This is a genomic window from Psychrobacillus sp. FSL H8-0487 (genome assembly GCF_038008385.1).
Lineage (GTDB): Bacteria > Bacillota > Bacilli > Bacillales_A > Planococcaceae > Psychrobacillus > Psychrobacillus psychrotolerans.
The window spans coordinates 1220217-1241312 of sequence record NZ_JBBOZA010000001.1 but is presented as its reverse complement, the minus strand read 5'-3'; the positions used below and the strand labels follow the sequence as shown (position 1 = coordinate 1241312).

Below are 21096 nucleotides of genomic sequence, written 5' to 3'. Positions count from 1 at the left end.
GTTCGCCTCCTAATCCCATTCTTTTAATTGATTAATGAGTTGAATCAGTTCTTTTTCAGATGATTGATCTTCTACAAGAGAAAGCAGTTGTTCCACCGTTTCTTGTCTACGTTGAAATTTGGAAAACAGACTTAGTTTTTCCTCATACTCTTCTAACATAGCTTCAGTTCGACGTATATTGTCATATACAGCCTGCCTTGAAATAGTATATTCTTCTGCTATTTCCCCAAGAGACAAATCATCTAAATAATAAAGTTGCATATAGCTTCTTTGTTTATCTGTTAATAAAGCCTGGTAAAAATCGAAGAGAAAATTCATGCGAGTTGTTTTTTCAATCATTTCCATCTCTCCTTACCATATCAATTACAGCATGGGGTTATTACTTTCCCCATTCGCTAATCACTTATCATACTCTAGTTTAGTAAGAGAAAAGACATCTGTCAAGTAAAATTACTTGTCTGACTCTATTTCTTCTGCTTCTTCCAAGTCTAATCCATCAGCGAAAAGACCATATACATACTTTTCTGCGTCAAATGGTTGTAAATCATCCATCTGTTCTCCTAGACCAACAAACTTTACGGGAATATGCAGTTTATTGCGTATCGCGAGTACGATACCACCTTTTGCCGTACCATCTAGCTTAGTTAAGACAATACCCGTTACATTTGTTACTTCTTTAAACGTTTGTGCTTGAACAAGTGCATTTTGTCCTGTAGTAGCATCAAGCGCAAGTAGCACTTCATGAGGAGCATTTGGTATTTCACGAGAAATTACACGATGAATTTTTTCCAACTCATTCATTAAGTTTACTTTGTTTTGTAGCCTACCTGCAGTATCACAGATTAGCACATCTACACCGCGAGATTTAGCAGCTCTTACAGCGTCATACATAACTGCTGCAGGATCGGAGCCTTCTGACTGCTTAATAACTTCGACTCCTACTCTATCTCCCCATACTTGCAGTTGTTCGATAGCCCCAGCACGGAACGTATCCCCCGCTGCTAGCATAACGTTTTTCCCTTCCCCTTTTAAACGATGGGCAAGTTTTCCTATCGTCGTCGTTTTACCAACGCCGTTCACTCCGACAAACAAAATAACAGATAAATCATTTTCTTCAAGTTGAAGCTCCGTTACGTCGTCCTCACCAGCATTATAAATTTCTACTAACTTCTCAGAAATAACCGATTGAATGCCAGAAGTATTTTTAATGTTTTTGCGTTGTACTTCAAAGCGTAATGAATCCATTAATTCTGTTACTGTTTCGAAACCTACATCCGCTTGAAGTAATATTTCCTCTAGTTCTTCAAAAAAGTCTTCGTCCACTTTACGATATTTGGCTACTAAATCATTTACCTTTGACGTAAATTGGTTTCTTGTTTTGGAAAGACCTTCTTTAAACTTATTTGTTATAGAAACTGTTTCTTCTGCTTCTGGAGTAGAACCTAACATTTTTTCTTTGAATTTTTTAAAAAAGCTCATATATAAACTCCTTTTAAGTTACTAATTCCTCTTCTAATTTAACAGAAACTAATTTAGAAATACCAGATTCCTGCATGGTAATACCATATAGGACGTCCGCGCCTTCCATTGTACCCTTACGATGTGTAATCACGATAAACTGTGTATCGTTGCTGAATTTCTTTAAATAATCGCTATAACGTGTGACATTAGCCTCGTCAAGTGCTGCTTCCACTTCATCCAAAATACAAAATGGAACTGGGCGTGTTCGTAAAATCGAGAATAGTAAAGCAATGGCTGTAAGTGCTCGTTCTCCACCAGATAATAAAGAAAGGTTTTGTAATTTTTTCCCTGGAGGCTGAGCCAGAATCTCTATCCCCGTATCAAGTAACGACGTTGGGTCTGTTAATAACAAATCTGCCTGACCACCACCAAATAGTTCTCGGAACACTACTTTAAAATGACGTTGAATTTCATTGAAGGTTGTTTCAAAACGAATGGTCATCTCTTCATCCATTTCTTTAATAACCTCATGTAATGTCTCTTGAGCGGATAACAAATCTTCTCTTTGTTCAGTTAGGAATGAATGACGTTCGTTTACTTGTTCAAACTCCTGAATGGAACTAAGATTTATCGGACCCAATTCTTCAATAGAGCGCTTTAATAATTTAACCTTTTTACGGGCCAAATCCTCGTCCATGTCAAATGGATAATTCTGCTCTGCATCTTCTAATGTCATTTCATAAGTTTCTTCTAAATGATTTTGTAACGACTTCATTTCTACTTCAATTTTACTTTGTTTTATGTCTAACGTTCGTTCATCCATAAGATGTATATTAGCTTGTTGTTGCAATTGTTTTAATGACAGTTCTGCTTGCAATATTAATTGTGCAAGTTCTGACCGCTTAGTTTTACCTGATTGTATTTGAACGATTAAATACTCTTTTTTCTTTTTATGTTTTTCGATTAGATCTATTAATTCTTCCGGAGATGTCTCCCCTTGGTCATCATTTTCATACCAAGCGATTTCCTTTTGTAAGGTTGTCACTTTTTGTACACTCACCGTACTAGACTGTTCCAAAAGAGCTTTTTCTTTCTCAAGTTGAGATAGTTGTTCATTGACAACAGCGATAAGAGAAAGTAATTCGCCTAACTCATTTTGGAATTTATCTTTCTCTTGCAAAGATTGTTGCTTCAACGACTGTAGTTCATCAATTGTTTTCTGAATAGAAATCAATGACTCGTTAATTTCTTTACTTCTGGCAGCAGTTTGCGTTTTTTTCTGAACTAAGCCTTCATGGAGATGATTCTTCTCTGTTTTTTCCTCGTCATATTCCAATAACTGACTTGTCAATCTAGAAATTATAGCAGCACATTCTCTAGATTCTGAAAGAAGTTTATGCTCTAATTCTCTTAGTTGCTCACCAGAAATTCGAGTGTCTTCTAAATCTATTTTCAAGTCTTGTACTTCTTGTTTTCTTTTAGAAACAGAAACTTCTGCTTCTAAAACAGATTTTTCTAGTTCTACTAGCTTGATATTAAGTTGTTCAAGCTCTGCTTTACGAGTAAATAAAGAAGACTGCTGTTTAACAGACCCCCCTGTTAAAGATCCTCCGGCATTTACTACATCTCCATCTAATGTAACGAAACGGAATTTATATTGCAGTCGAGCAGCCATTTCATTGGCCCCTTTTAAATCTTTGGCAATTATAATATTACCAAGAAGATTTTCTACAATAATTTGATAGCCTTCAGAATAATTAACAAGTTTATCCGCTGTATTTACAAAAGATGGATGGTCTTGAATAGAATTGAGTGTGAACTCGTTTATTTTACGAGATTTCATAACCTGTAGTGGTAGGAATGTTGCTCGGCCTACCCTTTTCTTCTTTAACCAATCTATTGCAATTCTAGCATCCTGGCTACTATCCGTAATTATATGCTGAGATTGCGGACCAATAGCAGTATCAATTGCCGTCATATATGATTCTGGTATTTGAATTAGTTCAGCAACAGCTCCGTGAATACCTTTTAGTTCCTTCTTTTCTCGCGCAATAAGAACCTCTTTAACTCCTTGGAAAAACCCGGAAAACTCAGATTCTAACTCTTCCAATGAATCTCTTCTTGCTTGCATTTGGTGTTTCATCTGATAGGCTTTTTGAAGCATTGTTTGTTGCTCTTCAAAGGAACCTTCTAGACGTTCTGAAACTTCTCTTTTTGTTTTATAATCCGTAAGCCTTGCTTGTAGATCCTTTTGACATTTTGACAATAACGGGTCTAACTCGTTTTTGCGGATTGTTAGCTTTTCTAATTCGTTTTTAATTTCTTGGTAGTCTGCAACCATTTTTTCTGAAGTAACGAGTTCAAAGTGAAGTTGTTGCTCCATATGTTTCATCTCGTTCTTCATAGTTGCTTCTTCATTTAGCAAATCGATATATGTACTTTTCAAATCTTCAATTTCTTCTTCCATTTCAGAAGCAGATTTACTCAACACATGATCGATTTGAACCTTTTTAGCACGAAGTACTTTAAGTTGAGCTTGTTTATTAGATTTTTCTTTGTTATTCGTTTTCATTTGCTCTTCTAGCGTTTGAACTTTATAACGTTCTTCTGCTAGCGCCTTTTTAAGCTGCGATATTTGTTGACTAGCATTTTGTTGTTTCTCCGCCAAAAGCAGCTTTCTGCCTTCCAAGCGTTCTAATTCAGAACTGGATTCTACTAGTTCACTTTGCTCTGTATCCAACTTTTCATCACTAGCGGTCATTACTTTTCTGTCTTGCTGAATATTTTTTTCCAGCTCGTCAATTTGTAAAAGTAGAGACTGTTTGATGTGCTGAAGTTCACTTAACTTTGTTTTTAATTCTATATTTTCTTGAACAAAATCCCTTAAATCATGAGCGATAACTGCAATTTCAATATCCTTAAGTTCTGCGGACATTATTAAATAATCGGACGCCAGAGAGGATTGAATCTGCAAAGGCTCCATTCGACTATCCAATTCATGCAAAATATCGAGAACACGATTTAAGTTATCGTCTGTTTCAATTAGCTTGAATTCAGCTTTCTTTTTACGTTGCTTGTACTTTAAAACACCTGCAGTTTCTTCAAAAATAGTACGGCGATCTTCAGGTCGACTATTTAGTATTTCGTCGACCCGGCCTTGAGAAATAATAGAAAACGCTTCTTTTCCAAGCCCAGAATCCATAAATAAGTCCGTAATATCCTTCAATCTGCATGTTTGTTTATTTAACAAGTATTCACTGTCGCCAGAACGGAACACTCTTCTAGTCACACTAATTTCCGAAAAATCAAGAGCTACCCGTTGGTCTGCATTATCTAATATCAAGTTCACTTCTGCAAAGTTCAATGCTTTTCTAGAATCACTTCCGGCAAAAATGACATCCTCCATTTTTGCACCTCGAAGAGACTTCGCAGACTGCTCTCCTAAAACCCATCTTATTGCATCTGTAACATTACTTTTTCCACTACCATTTGGCCCTACTACTGCAGTAACTCCTGGAACAAAATCAATTCCAATACGGTCTGCAAAAGATTTAAATCCAACAATTTCTAATCTTTTAAGGAACAATGACTATTCCCCCTGTTCTGAATCCCTTAATGCGAGTATAGCAAGTCTTGCAGCTTGTTGTTCTGCCTCTTTTTTAGAACGACCATCGCCGATACCCAGTTCTTTAGTGTTTAAAATAACCCGAGAAACAAAAGTACGATTATGAGCCGGTCCTTTTTCCTCTACTATTTCATAGCTTAACGTACCAATATTTTGTTGTTGAATAATTTCTTGTAATTGACTTTTATAATCCATCACATGCGAAAAAGCACCGAGTTCGATTTTGGGGAAAACAATTTTTTCTAAAAACTCTATAACTGTTTCTAATCCCTGATCTAAATATAATGCACCGATATATGCTTCAAAAACGTCTGCTAAAAGTGCAGGTCTTTCACGACCGCCCGTTAGCTCTTCCCCTTTTCCTAACAATACATATTTGCCGAAGTTCAACTCATTTGCAAACAATACAAGAGATGGCTCACAAACGATGGCCGCTCGGAGTTTAGTTAACTCGCCTTCACTCATGCCAGTATATTTTTGAAATAAATATTGAGAAACGGACAATTCTAATACTGCGTCTCCAAGGAACTCTAGACGTTCGTTATCGGCAAAAAATTTACGACGATGCTCATTCACATAAGATGAATGGGTAAAGGCTTGATACAATAATGTTGGATTTTCAAATCTTATTTGGAAATGCTCCTGAAACTGCTCAAATTGTTCTTTTACAGTTTCTGAAAAAATTACTCTGCGAATATTATTTTTTTTGCGATTTACTTTCATGAATTATCTGCCTTTCCACTTATCATATGTTCATCTAAGTTTACCCGTTTCTAGCCTAATGTGCAAAAAGAAATAGAGACGTTCTCTTATTCACATGGAATAAGTAGAACGCCTCTGCTACTATTAAATTTTATGTAGTAGACTTCCTACTGCATAATATTTAACCTTGTTTGCTTTCAATATATTTAACTGCACTACCTACAGTTGAAATTTGTTCAGCATCTTCATCTGAAATTTCCATATCGAATTCATCTTCTAATTCCATTACTAATTCTACCACATCTAGAGAGTCTGCACCTAAATCTTCACGAAAAGATGCTTCTAATTTTACTTCGTTCTCATCTACTCCTAGACGATCGATGATTACTTTAGTTACGCGTTCTAAAACAGTTGACACATTAGTCACCTCCCCTCAATGATTATACAAAAAACTGCTTTGTAATGAAAGTGCTACTACAATTTATACATAAAACTCCTATATAGACTGGAGCCTTACATATACATGCCGCCATTTACATGAATTGTTTGACCAGTTATATAATTTGCGTCTTCCGAGGCTAAAAATGCAACCGCCTTAGCGATGTCTACCGGATTTCCAAATTTAGCTAGTGGAATCTGGCTTAACATTTGAGACTTAATATCTTCCGGTAAAGCATCTGTCATATCTGTTGTTATAAATCCAGGTGCAACCGAGTTCACTGTTATATTACGACTGGCCAATTCTTTAGCAGATGACTTAGTTAGACCAATAACCCCAGCTTTAGCAGCGACATAATTGGCCTGCCCTGCATTCCCAGAAACTCCAACAATCGACGTAATATTAATAATTCTCCCTGCTCGTTGTTTCATCATTTGTCTTGTCACAGCTTTTGTACAAAGAAAAACACCTTTTAAATTCGTATTAAGCACATCATCCCACTCTTGTTCCTTCATACGCATAAGTAGATTATCACGAGTGATACCAGCATTGTTTACTAAAATATCAATCGAACCAAATTCCTCTAAAGTGGAGCTTATTAGATTTTGAACATCATCTGCTTTGTCTACATTCGCTTGAATAGCAAAAGCCTCTCCACCTGAATCTTTAATTTCTTCTACCACAGCTTCTGCTCTCTCTTTACTCCCACTATAGTTAACAGCAACCTTAGCTCCCTCATTCGCAAGGTATAAAGCAATATCTTTTCCTATCCCGCGAGAAGCACCAGTTACAATTGCAGATTTCCCATCTAATTTACCCATGTTGCTCAACTCCTAGCTCAGTAATAACTTGCTGTAATGTCTCTTCATCATGCACACAATAAGTAGTTACAGATCGATCGATCTTTTTCACTAAACCACTTAAGACTTTACCAGGACCACATTCTACAAAAATAGTCGTTCCTTGCTCTATCATCTGTTGAATCGATTCTTCCCAACGAACAGGTGAATACAATTGTTCAACTAGTAAATTTTTAATATGGCTAGCATCTGTAACTGGTTCAGCAGTTACATTTGAAATGACAGGTATAGAAGCTTGCTTTAGTTCAATTGCTGAAATTGCAGCATCTAATTGCTGCGCTGCAGGTCTCATTAGTTCGGAGTGGAATGGTCCACTTACTACTAGAGGAATCGCTCTTTTAGCACCAGCTTCTTTTGCTTTACTTGATGCTTCTAATACTCCTGCAGCAGTTCCCGAAATAACAATCTGACCTGGACAATTTAAATTAGCTATTTGCACAACCTCACCGTTTGAAGTGACATCATGAGTAACAGCTGCTAATTCATCTTTGCCTAATCCGAGAATCGCAGTCATCGCACCTTTTCCGGCAGGTACTGCTTCATTCATATATAAACCTCTTTGATGAACTAATAAAACCGCTTCTGCAAAGCTTAGAACATCTGACGCAACTAGGGCAGAATATTCACCTAAACTATGACCAGCGGTAAAATTAGGTATGATTCCAGCTTGTTTTAGTTTGTGTGCAATCATGGAACTTGTAGTGAGTAATGCCGGCTGTGCATTATAGGTTTTGGTAAGTTCCTCTGCAGGTCCATTCAACATAAGCTCACTCAAAGAAAATCCTAATACTTCATTTGCTTGTTCATAAAAATGATGACAATCTGTATTATTCTCTACTAATTGTTGACCCATGCCCACTGTTTGTGAACCTTGGCCAGGGAAGATAAAAGCAATTTTAGTCATTGGGTGATTCCTTTCGTAATGTAGTTGAAATTATGTCCGCAACATTATGCTCCACCATTGTACGAGCCTGTCTGATGGCATGATAGATAGCTCGACCGTTCGAGGAACCATGCGCTTTAATAACTGGAGCTTTCAGACCGAATAATCCTGCTCCTCCATATTCGGAGTAATCTAATGTGTTTTTTAACACTTTAAGTTCATTTTTTGCCAGTAAATAAGATATTTTTGTTTTAGCAGATGTATTAAAAGCTTCCTTCAATAAAGTAAATATGCCCGAAGCTGTACCTTCAATCGTTTTAAGTACCATGTTCCCAGTAAAACCATCCGTCACAACCACGTCCGCTACTCCATTAAGTAAATCTCTAGATTCCACATTACCCACGAAATTAATAGGTGCGTCTTTTAAAAGCTTAAAGGCAGCTTTAGTTAACTCGTTTCCTTTAATATCTTCTGTCCCAATATTCAGCAGCCCCACACGAGGATTCGAAATACCGCGAACTTTCTCAGCATATATACTACCCATAACCGCAAACTGCTCTAAATGCTCAGGTTTTGCATCGGCATTGGCACCTAAATCCAACATAACAAACCCTTTTCCATCAAGCGTAGGTAATGTCGGTGCTAAAGCAGGACGATCTACTTGATCGATACGACCAACTATAAATAATCCAGCCGCCATTAAAGCGCCAGTATTCCCCGCTGACACGCAAGCATCTGAATCTCCACTTTTCACAGATTCAGCCATTTTAACCAAGGAGGAGTTTTTCTTTCTTCTAATTGCACGAACAGGCTCATCTGTCCCTTCAATTACTTCATCTGTATGTATAACTATTAAACGTTGATGTTTCGTTATTAACGAGGCAAGCTTTTCCTCATCACCATATAACTGAATTTCTATATCTTGGAACGCTTCTAACGCCTCGTAAACGCCTTTTACTATTTCATGAGGAGCATTGTCCCCACCCATTGCATCTATTGAAATTTTCATTATTAATCACCTTTTTTATGACATCGTTACTCGGTACATGCTAAATTGACCAACGAAAACCGTCTCATTTTCTACCTTGCTAGTAACCTCTATTAACGTACTATTCTTTTCGACATCACTGGATGTCACGACTGCTTTAGCAATTACACGATCTCCTACTTTTACAGGTTTAACAAATGTAAGATTAGACTTTCGAGTAAGCGCTAAATCATCATTTATAACCGCAACGGCTAATGAATTGGCCTGAGCAAATAAATGGTGTCCTCTTGCTATACCATTTCTAGCAAAAACATGATCATGTGTAATATCTAATATGGAAATCGCTTGTTTATCCAAATCTATATCAATAATCTCTCCAATTACTTCGTCAATTGGAAGAGACTTGACGTCTTCTCCAAAATTATGAGCAGCAACTGACTTAATACGTTCTCGCAATTCCGGAATAGATAATTCCATTCTATCCAGTCGGATAGTTTGAACACTTACATGAAAAGTAGAAGCTAAATTTTCATCCGTCACAAACGGGTTTTTATCTAATGTTTCTAAAAGTAATTTCTGCCTATCCTTTTTGGAGTATTTCATATCCTCACCACCATTTTAGCACTTGGTACTAATATCAGTATATAAATATTAAAAAAAGAATGCAAGAATAGATTCAAAATCCTTCTTACATTCTCTTTAATCAATTCGTTCTCCATCCATAGCTTTTGAATTTATCAGCATCTCGCGGAGTCCCGCCATTTCACTCGAATCCCAAAATTCTTTAGAGTCTAATAACCTCTCAGCATCCACTTTAGCAGTATTTAAAGCACGATAATCATGCACAAGATCTGCTACTTTAAATTCTGGAAGTCCACTTTGTTTTTTCCCAAAAAAGTCACCAGGACCTCGAAGTTCTAAATCTTTTTCTGCTAGTATAAAGCCATCATTAGTCTCGGTCATGGAAACCATTCGCTCTTTTCCTTCTTCGGACTTTGGATCAGCTAACAATACACAAAATGATTGATGTTCGCCTCGACCAACTCGACCTCGTAGTTGATGTAACTGGGCTAGACCAAAACGCTCTGCATCGAAAATTATCATAAATGTTGCATTCGGAACATTTACACCAACCTCTACAACTGTAGTGGAAACTAATACCTGGATAGCACCTTCTGAGAAATCTCTCATTACTTGTTCTTTCTCATCCGAATGGAGTCTTCCGTGCATTAAACCAACTGTGCAGGTGCCCTTCAGTTCTTCTGTCATCATGTTATACACATCTACCGCATTTTGGACATCAAGCTTTTCAGACTCCTCGATTAAAGGACAAATTATATAAGCTTGTCTTCCGGTAGCCAGTTCACTTTTTAATCGAGCTATCAATTTATGTAGCTGATCAGGTTTCATCCAATGTGTTTCAATCTTCTTACGACCTGCAGGCATTTCATCGATAATGGAAACATCCATTTCCCCAAAAGCCGTAATAGCTAAAGTACGAGGAATAGGAGTCGCGGTCATAAAAAGAACATCTGGATTTTCCCCTTTGTCTTTTAGGACTCTCCGCTGCTCCACACCAAATCTATGCTGCTCATCGGTTATGACAAGCCCAAGCTTTTTAAATACAACATCTGGTTGAATTAATGCATGCGTCCCTATTAAAAGATCTATAGTCCCAGCTGCTAGATTTTCTAAGACTGCTCTTCTAGCTTTAGTTTTTGTTGAACCGGTCAGTAAAGCAATTCGGACACCTATAGGAGCTAACCATTCGTCAAGTGAACTAGCATGCTGCTCAGCTAAGATTTCGGTAGGAGCCATTAATGCTCCTTGATACCCCGCTGTAATGACGGCATATAAACAAATTGCGGCGACTATTGTTTTTCCAGACCCAACATCCCCCTGAAGTAAGCGATTCATACGATGAGGTTCCCGTAAGTCTCGACATATCTCATTGACGACTCTTTTTTGAGCATTTGTAAGTTCATATGGCAAAGTTTCGATTAGCTTCTTAACTAGATCATTATGGAAGGCAATCCCATTCCCTACATTTTGTTCTTTTCGAACCTTTTTAATAGCCTGCATTTTTAATTGAAAAACTAATAATTCCTCATACACAAAACGCCTTCTTGCATCTTTGGAATGTTCCGCATCTAGAGGGAAATGAATACCTTCTAAAGCATCTGATATACCTGGTAAACGGTATGGCACTCGAATAGAATCTGGTAGTGGATCTACTAAAGATCCCTTTAAATGATCCAGTGCTTGCCTCATGAACTTACGAAATGTTTTTTGATTGATCGAGCCTTTTAAAGAATATACCGGTTCAAAATCTTGTAAATCCGTTTTTGGTCCAATTGAAAAAGTAGAGACATTAATGACCTGTCTACCTCGATCCCATTTTCCCGATACGGTTACGATAGAACCTGGAATTATCTTATCTTTTAAATAGCCTTGGTTGAAAAATACAGCCTTTATTAAGTGTTGTCCTGCTAGTATTCGAACTTGCATTCTGGATTTGTTTTTCCCTAAAAAAAGAAGGGAAGGCTCACTTTCGACCCTTCCTTCTACTGTCACTCGTTCATTATGCGCAGTCTCTGCCAAATTTTTTAGTCGGAAATCCTCGTGTCTATAAGGGAATGTCATAACTAAATCCTCTAAAGTAACAATACCTAGGTCTTGCAAGGCGTTTGCTGTACTACTTCCCACTCCCTTTAGAGAAGCGACTAAATCATACTTATTAGTTTCCACTTCCAACTACTGCTCCACCAAAAATTTTAGACTCTAACCATCTACCAGTAGGTGTTGCTGCAAGACCACCTTGACCAGTTTCTTTTAAAGTAGAGGGCATCGATTGACCAATTCGATACATTGCATCTATTACTTCGTCACATGGAATTCGACTAGTTACACCCGCTAGCGCCATATCTGCTGCCACTAATGAATTAGCGGCACCCATCGCATTTCTTTTCACACAAGGTACTTCTACTAATCCAGCTACTGGATCACAAACTAACCCAAGCATGTTTTTTAATGTTATCGCAAAAGCTTCCGCACATTGAGCAGGAGATCCTCCCGCCATTTCTACGATTGCTGCTGCCGCCATTCCTGAAGCAGAACCAACTTCTGCCTGACAACCGCCCTCTGCTCCTGAAATAGAAGCATTATTCGCTACTATAAATCCAAAAGCACCAGATGTGAACAAGTACCGTATCATCTGTTCTCTAGTAGGATTCAATTTGTTTTTTACTGCAAATAAAGTACCAGGAACTACTCCCGCCGAACCTGCTGTTGGTGTTGCACATATCGTTCCCATAGCAGCATTAACTTCGTTAGTTGCCACTGCTTTACTAACAGCATCTAACATAAGCCCTCCTGTAAGAGTATTTCCTTTTTTAAGATAGTTTTGTAGTAAAACTGCATCTCCACCAGTGAGACCCGAAGTAGATTGAACACCACGAAGGCCTTTTTCAACAGCCTCTTCCATAACCGTCAAATTACGATCCATTTGAGCCATTATATCTTCTCTAGAACGATCTGTAATCATTATTTCCTGTTCTATCATTATTTCAGAGATCAGTTTGTTTTCCCGGGTTGCTCGCTCTACTAATTCACGAACGTTACGAAATAGAACTTCCATTTGTATTCCCCCTTAATCGGCGATTCTTGTTACTTGCGTAATATTAGGCAATTCACTAATTTCATTTAATATTTGTTCATTCACATTTTGATCGATTTCAATAACCATCAAAGCCATATTTCCTTTTTCTCGTCTCGAAACTTCCATATGTCCAATATTAATATCATATTTTGCTAAACAGTTTGACACACTTGCAATACACCCTGAACGATCCTCATGAACTACTAAAATAGCCGCTAGTTCACCTGAAAGACGTAGTGGAAAACCATTCAACTCTGTAATTTCCGTCTTTCCGCCGCCAATAGAAATTCCGACCATAGACATTTCACGGCTTTCGTCACCAATGACGATCCGTGTAGTATTCGGATGCTCTGTATGTGCGGTCTCTGGTATAAATTCATATGTTAAACCAGCTTGCTTCGCGTCCTCAAACGCTGTTTTAATGCGTTCATCAAAAGTATCATAATCTAGCAAACCACCAACAATTGCTTTATCCGTTCCGTGACCTTTATATGTTTCTGCGAAAGACCCGTATAAATATATTTTTGCCCATGTAGGCTGTTTTCCAAATAAGTCCCTAGCTACTCGCCCTATACGAGCTGCCCCAGCAGTATGGGAGGAGGACGGACCTATCATAACTGGCCCGATAATATCAAAAACAGATTTAAATTTCACTGATTAAACCTCCACATGATGTTTTAGTACCCCCATTTTACACTCTAACCTCAAAATAAACAAAGTATTATATTTTATCTAGTAAACTTCGGCAATTAGATACGGGGATATATTTTCTAGTGTATGTATTAGGATACGAACCAAACCATTCATGGCACAGGGTGAGCCAATCTAATATCCTTTATAAAATATGGGTTCCAGACCTTAAATAGTTAATGTGGTCTTGTTTAATATTTTTCGCTCTAAATTATAAACATAAAAAAACCATGTAGAGAAGATTAGCTCTACATGGTTTCTAAATTATTCTACAGATAAGATATATGGGTAAAGTGGTTGTTTCCCATTATAGACTTCTACTTCTATATCTTTATAATGTGCTTCAATAAAAGCTGCGAATTCGTTCGCATCCTCTGCACTTACATCTTCTCCATAAATGACCGTAACTATTTCGGACTCTTCATCCATTAATGACTTGATCAAGCTAGTAGTTACTTCTTTTAAGGAAGGTTTAGAAAGTACAATCTTACCTTCTGCAAGCGCCATGAAATCATCTTTTTTAATCTCGACTCCATCAATAGATGTATCTCGAACAGCAAATGTTACTTGTCCTGTTTTGACATGTGCATATGCTTCGGTCATATTGTTTTTATTTTCCTCGACAGTTGCTTGCGGGTTAAAGGCTAATATTGCAGCCATTCCTTGCGGGATTGTTTTGGTAGGAACTACAGCAGCTTCGATACCTAGTATTTCCGCAGCTTGCTCAGCAGCCATTACGATATTTTTGTTGTTAGGTAAGATCAATACGCGCTCTGCTCCAACCGCTTGTACAGCTTTGACAATATCTTCAGTAGATGGATTCATCGTTTGTCCACCTTCGATAACTGCTGATGCACCTAAGCTTTTTAATAGTTCAGAAACGCCAGTCCCCATCGCTACAGTAACAATTGCATATGGATGAACCTCTGTTTTTTTCGTTGTTGCTCCAGTGGAATATCCTTCTCCCACGATTTCTGTATGTTGCTGACGCATATTTTCAATTTTAATCTTGATAAGGTCACCATATTGTTGTCCATATGTTAAAACCTCACCTGGTGTTTCTGAATGAATATGAATTTTTGCAATTTCATCATCCGAAATAACTAGTAAAGAATCCCCATATTCACTTAAATCATTACGAAAAGCCGTTTCATCAAATGATTTTTTTCCTTCTTCAAAACGAACCATAAATTCTGTACAAAAGCCGAATTCAATATCAGCAGTATCCATAAATCCTTGAACATTCATATGATGTTCAGCGCTAACAAGATCATCCATTGAAGACCCTACCGTCTTACTCGGTAACGCTTCCCCTTTTAGACTCGCTAAAAATCCTTCATAAACAAACACTAGTCCTTGTCCACCGCTATCAACTACTCCTACTTCTTTTAGGACGGGTAGAAGATCAGGTGTTCTATCCAATGATTTTTTGGCTTCATCTACTATCGCTTCCATTAGCTCACGAATGTCATCCACATCTTCGCTAACCTCTACAGCTTTTCGAGCAGAATCCTTTGCAACAGTTAAGATAGTACCTTCAACCGGCTTCATAACCGCTTTATATGCAGTTTCCACACCATAGTTAAGTGCATCAGCAAATTGTTTTGCATTTAATACATCTAACTGTTCGATTGATTTACCGAAGCCACGGAATAATTGAGATAAAATTACTCCTGAATTTCCACGAGCACCCATAAGTAAACCTTTAGAAAGTGCTTGAGCTGTTTTTCCAATATGCTCATGAGTATGGGCTGCTGTTTCTTTTGCCCCTGAAGTCATGGATAAATTCATATTAGTCCCTGTGTCACCATCTGGTACAGGAAATACATTTAATGCATCTACGTAATCAGCATTTTGGAAAAGATGATGTGCTCCCATCTGAACCATGTCTGCAAATTGGATACCATTGATTGATTTCATTATTTTCTCTCCTTATTTACACGTTTGCCACGCGAACTCCTTGAACATACACATTAACGGATTTCACTGACATACCAAGAGATTTGTTTAGTGTGTATTTGACTTTTGACTGTACTTGGTAGGCTATTTCTGAAATTTTTGTGCCATAGCTAACTATAATATACATATCAATATGTAAATCTTCTTTTTCTTGTCTCACTAAAACACCTTTAGTGAAGTTTTCTTTTCTTAATATATCTGTTAATCCATCGCGAATTTGATGCTTTGAAGCCATACCAACTATTCCATAACATTCAATAGCGGCTCCTCCAGCAATTTGAGCAACTGTATCTTGTGATATATCAATTAGTCCGAATTCATTTTTCAATTCAATTGACATGATAAGACCTCCAAGTCTTTTTGACTATCTTTTATTGTACTACACCCATTAAAATTATAAAAGAGACGTTTACTTTCGTCCACTTTTTCAACGGTTTGGGAAAATGTGCTAGTTTTATACAACCTGTTTTATCACTTCTTTGTATAGGTAATTTTATAGCATTTGTCTGTCTTACACCCTACTTTAACTCTTAGAGACAGGTTAGTACATTTTCGGATAACTAGAGAAAAGATACCTTTCTATACATAGTGGAAGCTCTCGAAGATATAATTTCGGGAGCTATAATACTTCTCTAGAGGGCAAACACTTACTACTTCCTTTATTGCCACTAGTATAAAGGAAGTATGCAATCTTCAACTATCATTGGATAATAACACTTCTATTTCAAAAGCGGTTACATATAACACTTTCTAAAATTTTACCAACCTTAACATTTAAGCGATAAGCTTTGTTAAATCTTATAATATATTACTACATACTTATTGATTGTAGCGTAAGGTGGCGACTCCAGCGGGAACAGCGTTAGGCGAAGACACCTCAGCGAAGCGAGGAGGCTGAAGCAACGCCCACGGAAAGCGTCCACCTGAAGTGGAAATCACAGCGGCACTATTATTTTTCTTAAACTAAGTCTTCCAGTGATTTTCGCTGCTAAACGGCGTCTTACGCTTTTTTATACTGGCTAGTTCCAGCGCCTAGCCCCTCGAGTCGCTTCAGGATTTCAGGAAAGGCAAAGGACGACGCCTTTTCTTGAAATCCCTCCAGCGCTTTTCGGGGCTTGCATAGGCGCTTACACTTTTTTATACTGTAAAGGTTTTTTTCTTGATAAGTCTTGCACTTCATTAAGGTCTGTGGTAAATTATTAAAGTATGTGAAATATCGAACTGAAAAATCTTTCAGCTTCTTTTTTAAAGGAGGAAATATAATGCCAAAAGTATGTGCAATCACTGGGCGTAAAGCTCGTTCGGGTAATGCTCGTTCTCACGCAATGAACTCTACTAAACGTACATGGGGAGCTAACCTTCAAAAAGTACGCATTCTTGTAGACGGTAAACCAAAACGTGTATGGGTTTCTGCGAGAGCTTTAAAATCAGGAAAAATTGAGCGCGTTTAATCGCACTCATAATTAATGCCAGACCGACTTTCGTCGACCTGGCATTTTTTCATTTCTTCTTTTCTTCTTTTTTAAATAGCCGTATACAAACCTTCACAAAACTACTTACGGATTTAGGCAATCTAAATGTGTAGACCTTCACACAATTCCTCCCTTTTAGTCGCTACTTCTTATCATTAAACATATGCCCGCGGTAAAAGAGATAGTACCTGTTTGGTCTTTAAGTTCATTACTTGTAAATTTTGCATTCCCTACATCCATAAATTCCTTATCAACATTGTACAAAAATCCATGTAAAGTCATATTTTCTACCTGTTCTCCAAAAGAGAAAAAAGACACATATTTATAATGATCATCATAATTTATCTGATGTGTTCCTGCAGGTAAAAACTGTATAATATTTTGTTTGTTTTGGATGGAAAATATTATTGATGGATTTTTTAATTGCAAACGACAAATATCATGTAAAGCTGCCTCATAGTGATCTAACCGTCCGCCAGTTATTCCTGTTACGATTACTTCATTGGGTTTATAGTCTAAAGCAGTGAGGATGGCAATATGAGTATCCGTTTCATCCTTTTCCGATTGTAGTTCCGTAACTTTTTGTACTTTAGTCTTCATCAAATTTAGCTCTTCTGTTGTTAGGGAATCAAAATCACCGATTGCTTCATTTGGTAATATGCCCTCTTTCAACAACCACAATGCACCCCGATCAGCACCTATAAAAATAGCTTCGTCTCGATGAAAAGGAAGTTGTTTAAAATCAACAACTTCCTTAGATGGTCCACCTGAACAAACAACTACACGTTTCATTTTGGTACTACACTTAAACCGGCCGCTTTAATCGCTTGCAAAGCTTTTGCTTTATCAGGGGCATTATAAATGGCAGATCCTGCAACTAATATAGTAGCTCCAGCTTCGACACAAGGTTTAATCGTTTCTTCATTTATACCACCATCAATTTCAATCTCAATCGATAGATTTCGTTGTTTGATAATATCAGATAACTGCTTCACTTTAGGGACAACCGAGTGAATAAACTTCTGTCCACCAAATCCTGGGTTAACAGTCATGAAAAGAACCATATCTATATCTTCCAGTACGTGCTGGATTGTTTCTATTGGGGTATGTGGGTTCAGTACAACGCCAGGTTTAACACCGAATGAACGGATTAATTGGATAGTTCTATGCAAATGAGGACACGCTTCTACGTGAACTGTAATATAATCTGCTCCCGCTTTGGCGAATGACTCAATATACTGATCTGCGTTTTCAATCATTAAATGAACATCTAAAGGTAATTTTGTAAGTGGGCGAAGTGCCTCCACAACAATTGGTCCCATTGTAATATTGGGAACAAAATGACCATCCATTACATCGATATGAATTAGTTCTGCACCAGCTTTTTCTACTTCTAATACTTCTTCTCCAAGTTTAGAAAAGTTTGCTGCTAATATTGATGGAGCTATTTTCACCATAATTTAGTACCTCGGCTTTCTATCCATAATTTCTTCTAAGAATTGCAAGTAATGTTTGTAACGATATGCCTTAATCTCACCAGAATCTACAGCTTCTTTTACTGCACATTTCGGTTCCTTAACATGCATGCACTCTCTAAACTTACAATCATTTTGCTTAACTACAAACTCCGGAAAACACCGATAAAGTTCTTCTTTTTCCATCAAGTCAAACTCAAATGAGCTGAAACCTGGTGTATCAGCGAGCAGACCTCCGCAAACCTCGATAAGTTCCACGTGTCTAGTCGTATGTTTACCTCGCCCTAATGCATTAGAAATAACACCAGTTTTTAAATCTAAGGAAGGTAAAATGGTATTCAACAAAGTAGATTTACCCACACCAGATTGACCTGCCAAAACAGTTGTCTTGCCTTCCAATAGAGGAGTAATTTTCTCATCAAACGCTGGATCGTCTTTATATGTCATAAATAATTGATACCCTATTTTTTCGTAATCCTTCATATATTCCCTAATTTGAGTTTCTAATTTTTCATCCATTAGATCACTTTTCGTCAAACAAATAATCGGTTCAATATGAAAAGATTCTAATACTACTAGGAATCGATCGAGTAAGATTGTATTAAAGTCTGGTTCCTTAATGGAAAAAACCAATATCGCCTGATCGATATTTGCAATAGGCGGACGGACTAAATTGTTTTTTCTCTCATGGATAACTGTAATGGTCCCATCATTATTTCCTTCCACCGTATAGTCAACAAAGTCACCGACTAAAGGTGATTCTCCTCTGTTTCTAAATATACCTCGCCCGCGACACTGGATAACCTTTCCATTATCGTAAACATAATAAAATCCACTTAATGCTTTTCTTATTTGACCTGTTGGCATCCGAAACCTCCCTATTCTTAATCATCATACCCAATTGTTTCTTGCAAGATTGTTTTAGAGTTTACCTCAATTCGATATGCTGCTTTTTTACCTTCACTAATTTCTAATTTCAATTGTTTTACAACCGTTTCAGTAAGTTCAAATTCTTCGGCAGGCTCCAACATTGAACGTGTTTTGTCTTCAATGTATATCCGAACTACTTGCTTCTGAGCAACTGGTTCTTCTTTTATTTCCTCTTCCTCATCGCCCTCGCCTTCAACGGGTTCTTCTTTCTCTTCTTCGGCAGGTTGTTCATAAGGAATCGTAACTGTTTTCACGACGAATTTAGTAGGCTTGGCCTTTGGACCGTCAGAAATTGTTACGTTTATTGTACTTCCAGGATCTACTTTTGCATTTGGTTTCGGTGATTGTTCCATCACATTTCCTTTTGGAATGGAGTCCGAATTTTTTCTGTTTGCAACTTTAATCTTAAATCCAGATGATTTTTCATAATCACTTAAAGCTTTTTCATTCCAATCAGTCAAATCACTAACTGTGCGTAAATCTGGGCCTTTACTGACAGAAAATAGAAGATCTGTTTCATCTGGTATGACCTCTTCTCCTGCAGCAGGTGTTTGTTTTATTATAGTTCCTTTTGGCTGATCATCAAAGTCTTCACTTATCTCTATATTGAAATTTGGTAACAATGTAGTTACTTGATCTATATTCTTACCGATATAATTTTCAAGGACAAAAGATTCTTTTCCAGACGATATAAATAAATGAATTTCACTATTTTTTTCACGAAACTTACCGGCTTCCGGTGTGGTGCGAATAATTTTGTTTTCTTCCACTTCATCTGAAACTTCTAATGTTTCATCGCCAATTTTAAATCCTTCTGACTCTAATTGTTCAATCGCCTCTTCTAATTCTAGGTTAGAAACATCAGGAACTTCTACCTTTTCGGCTTTAAAGAGACCCGGAAATACGATGAAACTTAATAATATTAATAGGACTAGTCCACCTAATATCCCACCAAATATCTTCCTTTTTTTGTTCTTACTTTTTGGCTTCCCTGGTTTTGAAACTTTATCTGATGTGGATATTTTTTGGGTGTCAGCTATCTCATTAAATGGCACAGGCTCTTTAATAACAGGCAATACCTTCGTTGCATCATCATCAATAGCTACTGCAAATTTTGCTTCTTCTGCTCTTTCAGGTGATAGAGCAGTTGCTAAATCATCTGCCATTTCTTCTGCCGTAAGATATCTATCTTTTGGGTCTTTTGCTGTAGCCTTGAAGACGACATTTTCAATACTTTGTGGTATAGAGGGAATAATTTTCCGTATAGACGGTGTTTCAGTTTGTAAATGCTTTAAGGCGATTGATACTGCAGACTCCCCTGAAAATGGTAGTTGTCCAGTTAATAGCTCAAATAACACGATACCTAAAGCATAAATATCCGACTGTTTCGTGGCTGTGCCACCTCGCGCTTGTTCAGGCGATAGATAATGCACTGTACCTAGAACAGAGTTCGTCTGTGTATAAGATGTGGCACTAAGTGCCATCGCAATACCGAAGTCAGTTACCTTTACATTTTCCTCTTCATCCAACAAAATGTTCTGTGGCTTTATATCACGATGAATAATATGATTATTATGCGCAGTAGAAATTGCTGAAGTAAGTTGCTTCATAAACAATACTGATTTTGTTGGTGAAACCGGTGCATTCTGCAATATGTATTCTTTTAATGTTTTACCCTTCACATATTCCATCACAATATAATGAATATCCTCATCTTCGCCTACATCATATATATTGACAATATGTGGATGTGTAAGGCTTGTTGCAGAAAGGGCCTCACGTTGGAATCTGCGGCGTAATTCTTCTTCATTTGCAAAATCATACCGTAATATTTTTATCGCTACGTCGCGATCTAAAATCATATCATGTGCCAAATATACATTGGACATGCCGCCTCCGCCAATCATTTCAAGTAATTTATATCTACCACTTATTCGTTTGCCTAACAGCATCC

General features: G+C 37.4%; 20 protein-coding genes. 1 reads left to right on the top strand and 19 read right to left on the bottom strand.

All coding sequences use genetic code 11. From position 1 onward, the window contains the following. Nucleotides 1-9: 9 nt before the first annotated feature. From MHI47_RS05880 to MHI47_RS05815, 14 genes are all read right to left on the bottom strand, one after another. Nucleotides 10-339 (bottom strand): putative DNA-binding protein, encoded by a 330-nt coding sequence (locus MHI47_RS05880; RefSeq protein WP_093535200.1) that lies wholly within the window; start codon nt 337-339, stop codon nt 10-12. Between the two features lie 111 nt (nt 340-450). Beyond that, complete coding sequence (gene ftsY, locus MHI47_RS05875) at nt 451-1479, bottom strand: signal recognition particle-docking protein FtsY (protein WP_340830012.1); 1029 nt, start codon at nt 1477-1479, stop codon at nt 451-453. A gap of 13 nt (nt 1480-1492) precedes the next feature. Next, nucleotides 1493-5047, bottom strand: a complete 3555-nt coding sequence (gene smc / locus MHI47_RS05870; RefSeq protein WP_340830010.1) for a chromosome segregation protein SMC — start codon at nt 5045-5047, stop codon at nt 1493-1495. A 3-nt stretch (nt 5048-5050) separates the two neighbouring features. Next, complete coding sequence (gene rnc / locus MHI47_RS05865; RefSeq protein ID WP_093535206.1) at nt 5051-5809, bottom strand: ribonuclease III; 759 nt, start codon at nt 5807-5809, stop codon at nt 5051-5053. Between the two features lie 160 nt (nt 5810-5969). Then, entirely contained in the window at nt 5970-6206 is a 237-nt protein-coding gene (acpP, locus tag MHI47_RS05860) for an acyl carrier protein (protein WP_093535208.1), read from the bottom strand. Between the two features lie 95 nt (nt 6207-6301). Continuing rightward, a complete protein-coding gene (fabG, locus tag MHI47_RS05855) occupies nt 6302-7048 on the bottom strand; it encodes a 3-oxoacyl-[acyl-carrier-protein] reductase (protein ID WP_340830009.1) in 747 nt (248 codons plus the stop codon). Then, complete coding sequence (fabD, locus tag MHI47_RS05850; RefSeq protein WP_340761905.1) at nt 7041-7991, bottom strand: ACP S-malonyltransferase; 951 nt, start codon at nt 7989-7991, stop codon at nt 7041-7043. Before fabD ends, fabG begins: the two co-directional genes overlap by 8 nt. Further along, nucleotides 7984-8979, bottom strand: a complete 996-nt coding sequence (plsX, locus tag MHI47_RS05845; protein ID WP_340830008.1) for a phosphate acyltransferase PlsX — start codon at nt 8977-8979, stop codon at nt 7984-7986. The genes fabD and plsX overlap by 8 nt, the downstream gene beginning before the upstream one ends. 15 nt (nt 8980-8994) lie before the next feature. Further along, a complete protein-coding gene (gene fapR, locus MHI47_RS05840; RefSeq protein WP_093535216.1) occupies nt 8995-9561 on the bottom strand; it encodes a transcription factor FapR in 567 nt (188 codons plus the stop codon). Between the two features lie 96 nt (nt 9562-9657). Continuing rightward, complete coding sequence (gene recG / locus MHI47_RS05835) at nt 9658-11706, bottom strand: ATP-dependent DNA helicase RecG (RefSeq protein WP_340832008.1); 2049 nt, start codon at nt 11704-11706, stop codon at nt 9658-9660. Next, nucleotides 11696-12595 carry an L-serine ammonia-lyase, iron-sulfur-dependent, subunit alpha gene (sdaAA, locus tag MHI47_RS05830; RefSeq protein ID WP_093535218.1) on the bottom strand — a complete coding sequence of 300 codons (900 nt, stop codon included), beginning with the start codon at nt 12593-12595 and terminating at the stop codon, nt 11696-11698. Before sdaAA ends, recG begins: the two co-directional genes overlap by 11 nt. Nucleotides 12596-12607: 12 nt before the next feature. After that, on the bottom strand, nt 12608-13270 hold the full coding sequence (sdaAB, locus tag MHI47_RS05825) for an L-serine ammonia-lyase, iron-sulfur-dependent subunit beta (protein ID WP_340830005.1): 663 nt from the start codon (nt 13268-13270) through the stop codon (nt 12608-12610). A gap of 300 nt (nt 13271-13570) precedes the next feature. Beyond that, on the bottom strand, nt 13571-15226 hold the full coding sequence (locus tag MHI47_RS05820) for a DAK2 domain-containing protein (RefSeq protein WP_340830003.1): 1656 nt from the start codon (nt 15224-15226) through the stop codon (nt 13571-13573). Nucleotides 15227-15242: 16 nt separating this feature from the next. Continuing rightward, complete coding sequence (locus MHI47_RS05815; RefSeq protein ID WP_093535224.1) at nt 15243-15605, bottom strand: Asp23/Gls24 family envelope stress response protein; 363 nt, start codon at nt 15603-15605, stop codon at nt 15243-15245. 922 nt (nt 15606-16527) lie between these two features. Between MHI47_RS05815 and rpmB the strand changes: the two genes are divergently transcribed. Next, nucleotides 16528-16716 (top strand): 50S ribosomal protein L28, encoded by a 189-nt coding sequence (gene rpmB, locus MHI47_RS05810; RefSeq protein ID WP_090562690.1) that lies wholly within the window; start codon nt 16528-16530, stop codon nt 16714-16716. A 49-nt stretch (nt 16717-16765) separates the two neighbouring features. On the opposite strand, the gene spoVM is transcribed toward rpmB, so the two are convergent. From spoVM to pknB, 5 genes are read right to left on the bottom strand one after another with little or no spacing between them, the layout of a single operon-like run. Further along, on the bottom strand, nt 16766-16858 hold the full coding sequence (gene spoVM, locus MHI47_RS05805; protein ID WP_093535226.1) for a stage V sporulation protein SpoVM: 93 nt from the start codon (nt 16856-16858) through the stop codon (nt 16766-16768). 14 nt (nt 16859-16872) lie between these two features. Beyond that, nucleotides 16873-17529: a thiamine diphosphokinase gene (locus MHI47_RS05800; protein ID WP_340768714.1), complete on the bottom strand. Its 657-nt coding sequence runs from the start codon at nt 17527-17529 to the stop codon at nt 16873-16875. Next, entirely contained in the window at nt 17526-18194 is a 669-nt protein-coding gene (rpe, locus tag MHI47_RS05795) for a ribulose-phosphate 3-epimerase (RefSeq protein WP_093535230.1), read from the bottom strand. The genes MHI47_RS05800 and rpe overlap by 4 nt, the downstream gene beginning before the upstream one ends. A 3-nt stretch (nt 18195-18197) precedes the next feature. Further along, nucleotides 18198-19079, bottom strand: a complete 882-nt coding sequence (rsgA, locus tag MHI47_RS05790; protein WP_093535232.1) for a ribosome small subunit-dependent GTPase A — start codon at nt 19077-19079, stop codon at nt 18198-18200. Nucleotides 19080-19096: 17 nt separating this feature from the next. Continuing rightward, entirely contained in the window at nt 19097-21094 is a 1998-nt protein-coding gene (gene pknB, locus MHI47_RS05785) for a Stk1 family PASTA domain-containing Ser/Thr kinase (RefSeq protein ID WP_340830001.1), read from the bottom strand. Between the last annotated feature and the right edge of the window lie 2 nt (nt 21095-21096).

Bases quoted from the DNA above. Each gene is read 5' to 3' on its own strand.
- plsX (WP_340830008.1), bottom strand. From the start codon at position 8,979: ATGAAAATTTCAATAGATGCAATGGGTGGGGACAATGCTCCTCATGAA.
- MHI47_RS05800 (WP_340768714.1), bottom strand. From the start codon at position 17,529: ATGAAACGTGTAGTTGTTTGTTCAGGTGGACCATCTAAGGAAGTTGTT.
- MHI47_RS05815 (WP_093535224.1), bottom strand. From the start codon at position 15,605: ATGTCAATTGAATTGAAAAATGAATTCGGACTAATTGATATATCACAA.
- sdaAA (WP_093535218.1), bottom strand. From the start codon at position 12,595: ATGGAAGTTCTATTTCGTAACGTTCGTGAATTAGTAGAGCGAGCAACC.
- ftsY (WP_340830012.1), bottom strand. From the start codon at position 1,479: ATGAGCTTTTTTAAAAAATTCAAAGAAAAAATGTTAGGTTCTACTCCA.
- MHI47_RS05820 (WP_340830003.1), bottom strand. From the start codon at position 15,226: ATGAAATCAATCAATGGTATCCAATTTGCAGACATGGTTCAGATGGGA.
- fabD (WP_340761905.1), bottom strand. From the start codon at position 7,991: ATGACTAAAATTGCTTTTATCTTCCCTGGCCAAGGTTCACAAACAGTG.
- rsgA (WP_093535232.1), bottom strand. From the start codon at position 19,079: ATGCCAACAGGTCAAATAAGAAAAGCATTAAGTGGATTTTATTATGTT.
- fabG (WP_340830009.1), bottom strand. From the start codon at position 7,048: ATGGGTAAATTAGATGGGAAATCTGCAATTGTAACTGGTGCTTCTCGC.
- rpe (WP_093535230.1), bottom strand. From the start codon at position 18,194: ATGGTGAAAATAGCTCCATCAATATTAGCAGCAAACTTTTCTAAACTT.
- rpmB (WP_090562690.1), top strand. From the start codon at position 16,528: ATGCCAAAAGTATGTGCAATCACTGGGCGTAAAGCTCGTTCGGGTAAT.
- MHI47_RS05880 (WP_093535200.1), bottom strand. From the start codon at position 339: ATGATTGAAAAAACAACTCGCATGAATTTTCTCTTCGATTTTTACCAG.
- rnc (WP_093535206.1), bottom strand. From the start codon at position 5,809: ATGAAAGTAAATCGCAAAAAAAATAATATTCGCAGAGTAATTTTTTCA.
- fapR (WP_093535216.1), bottom strand. From the start codon at position 9,561: ATGAAATACTCCAAAAAGGATAGGCAGAAATTACTTTTAGAAACATTA.
- pknB (WP_340830001.1), bottom strand. From the start codon at position 21,094: ATGCTGTTAGGCAAACGAATAAGTGGTAGATATAAATTACTTGAAATG.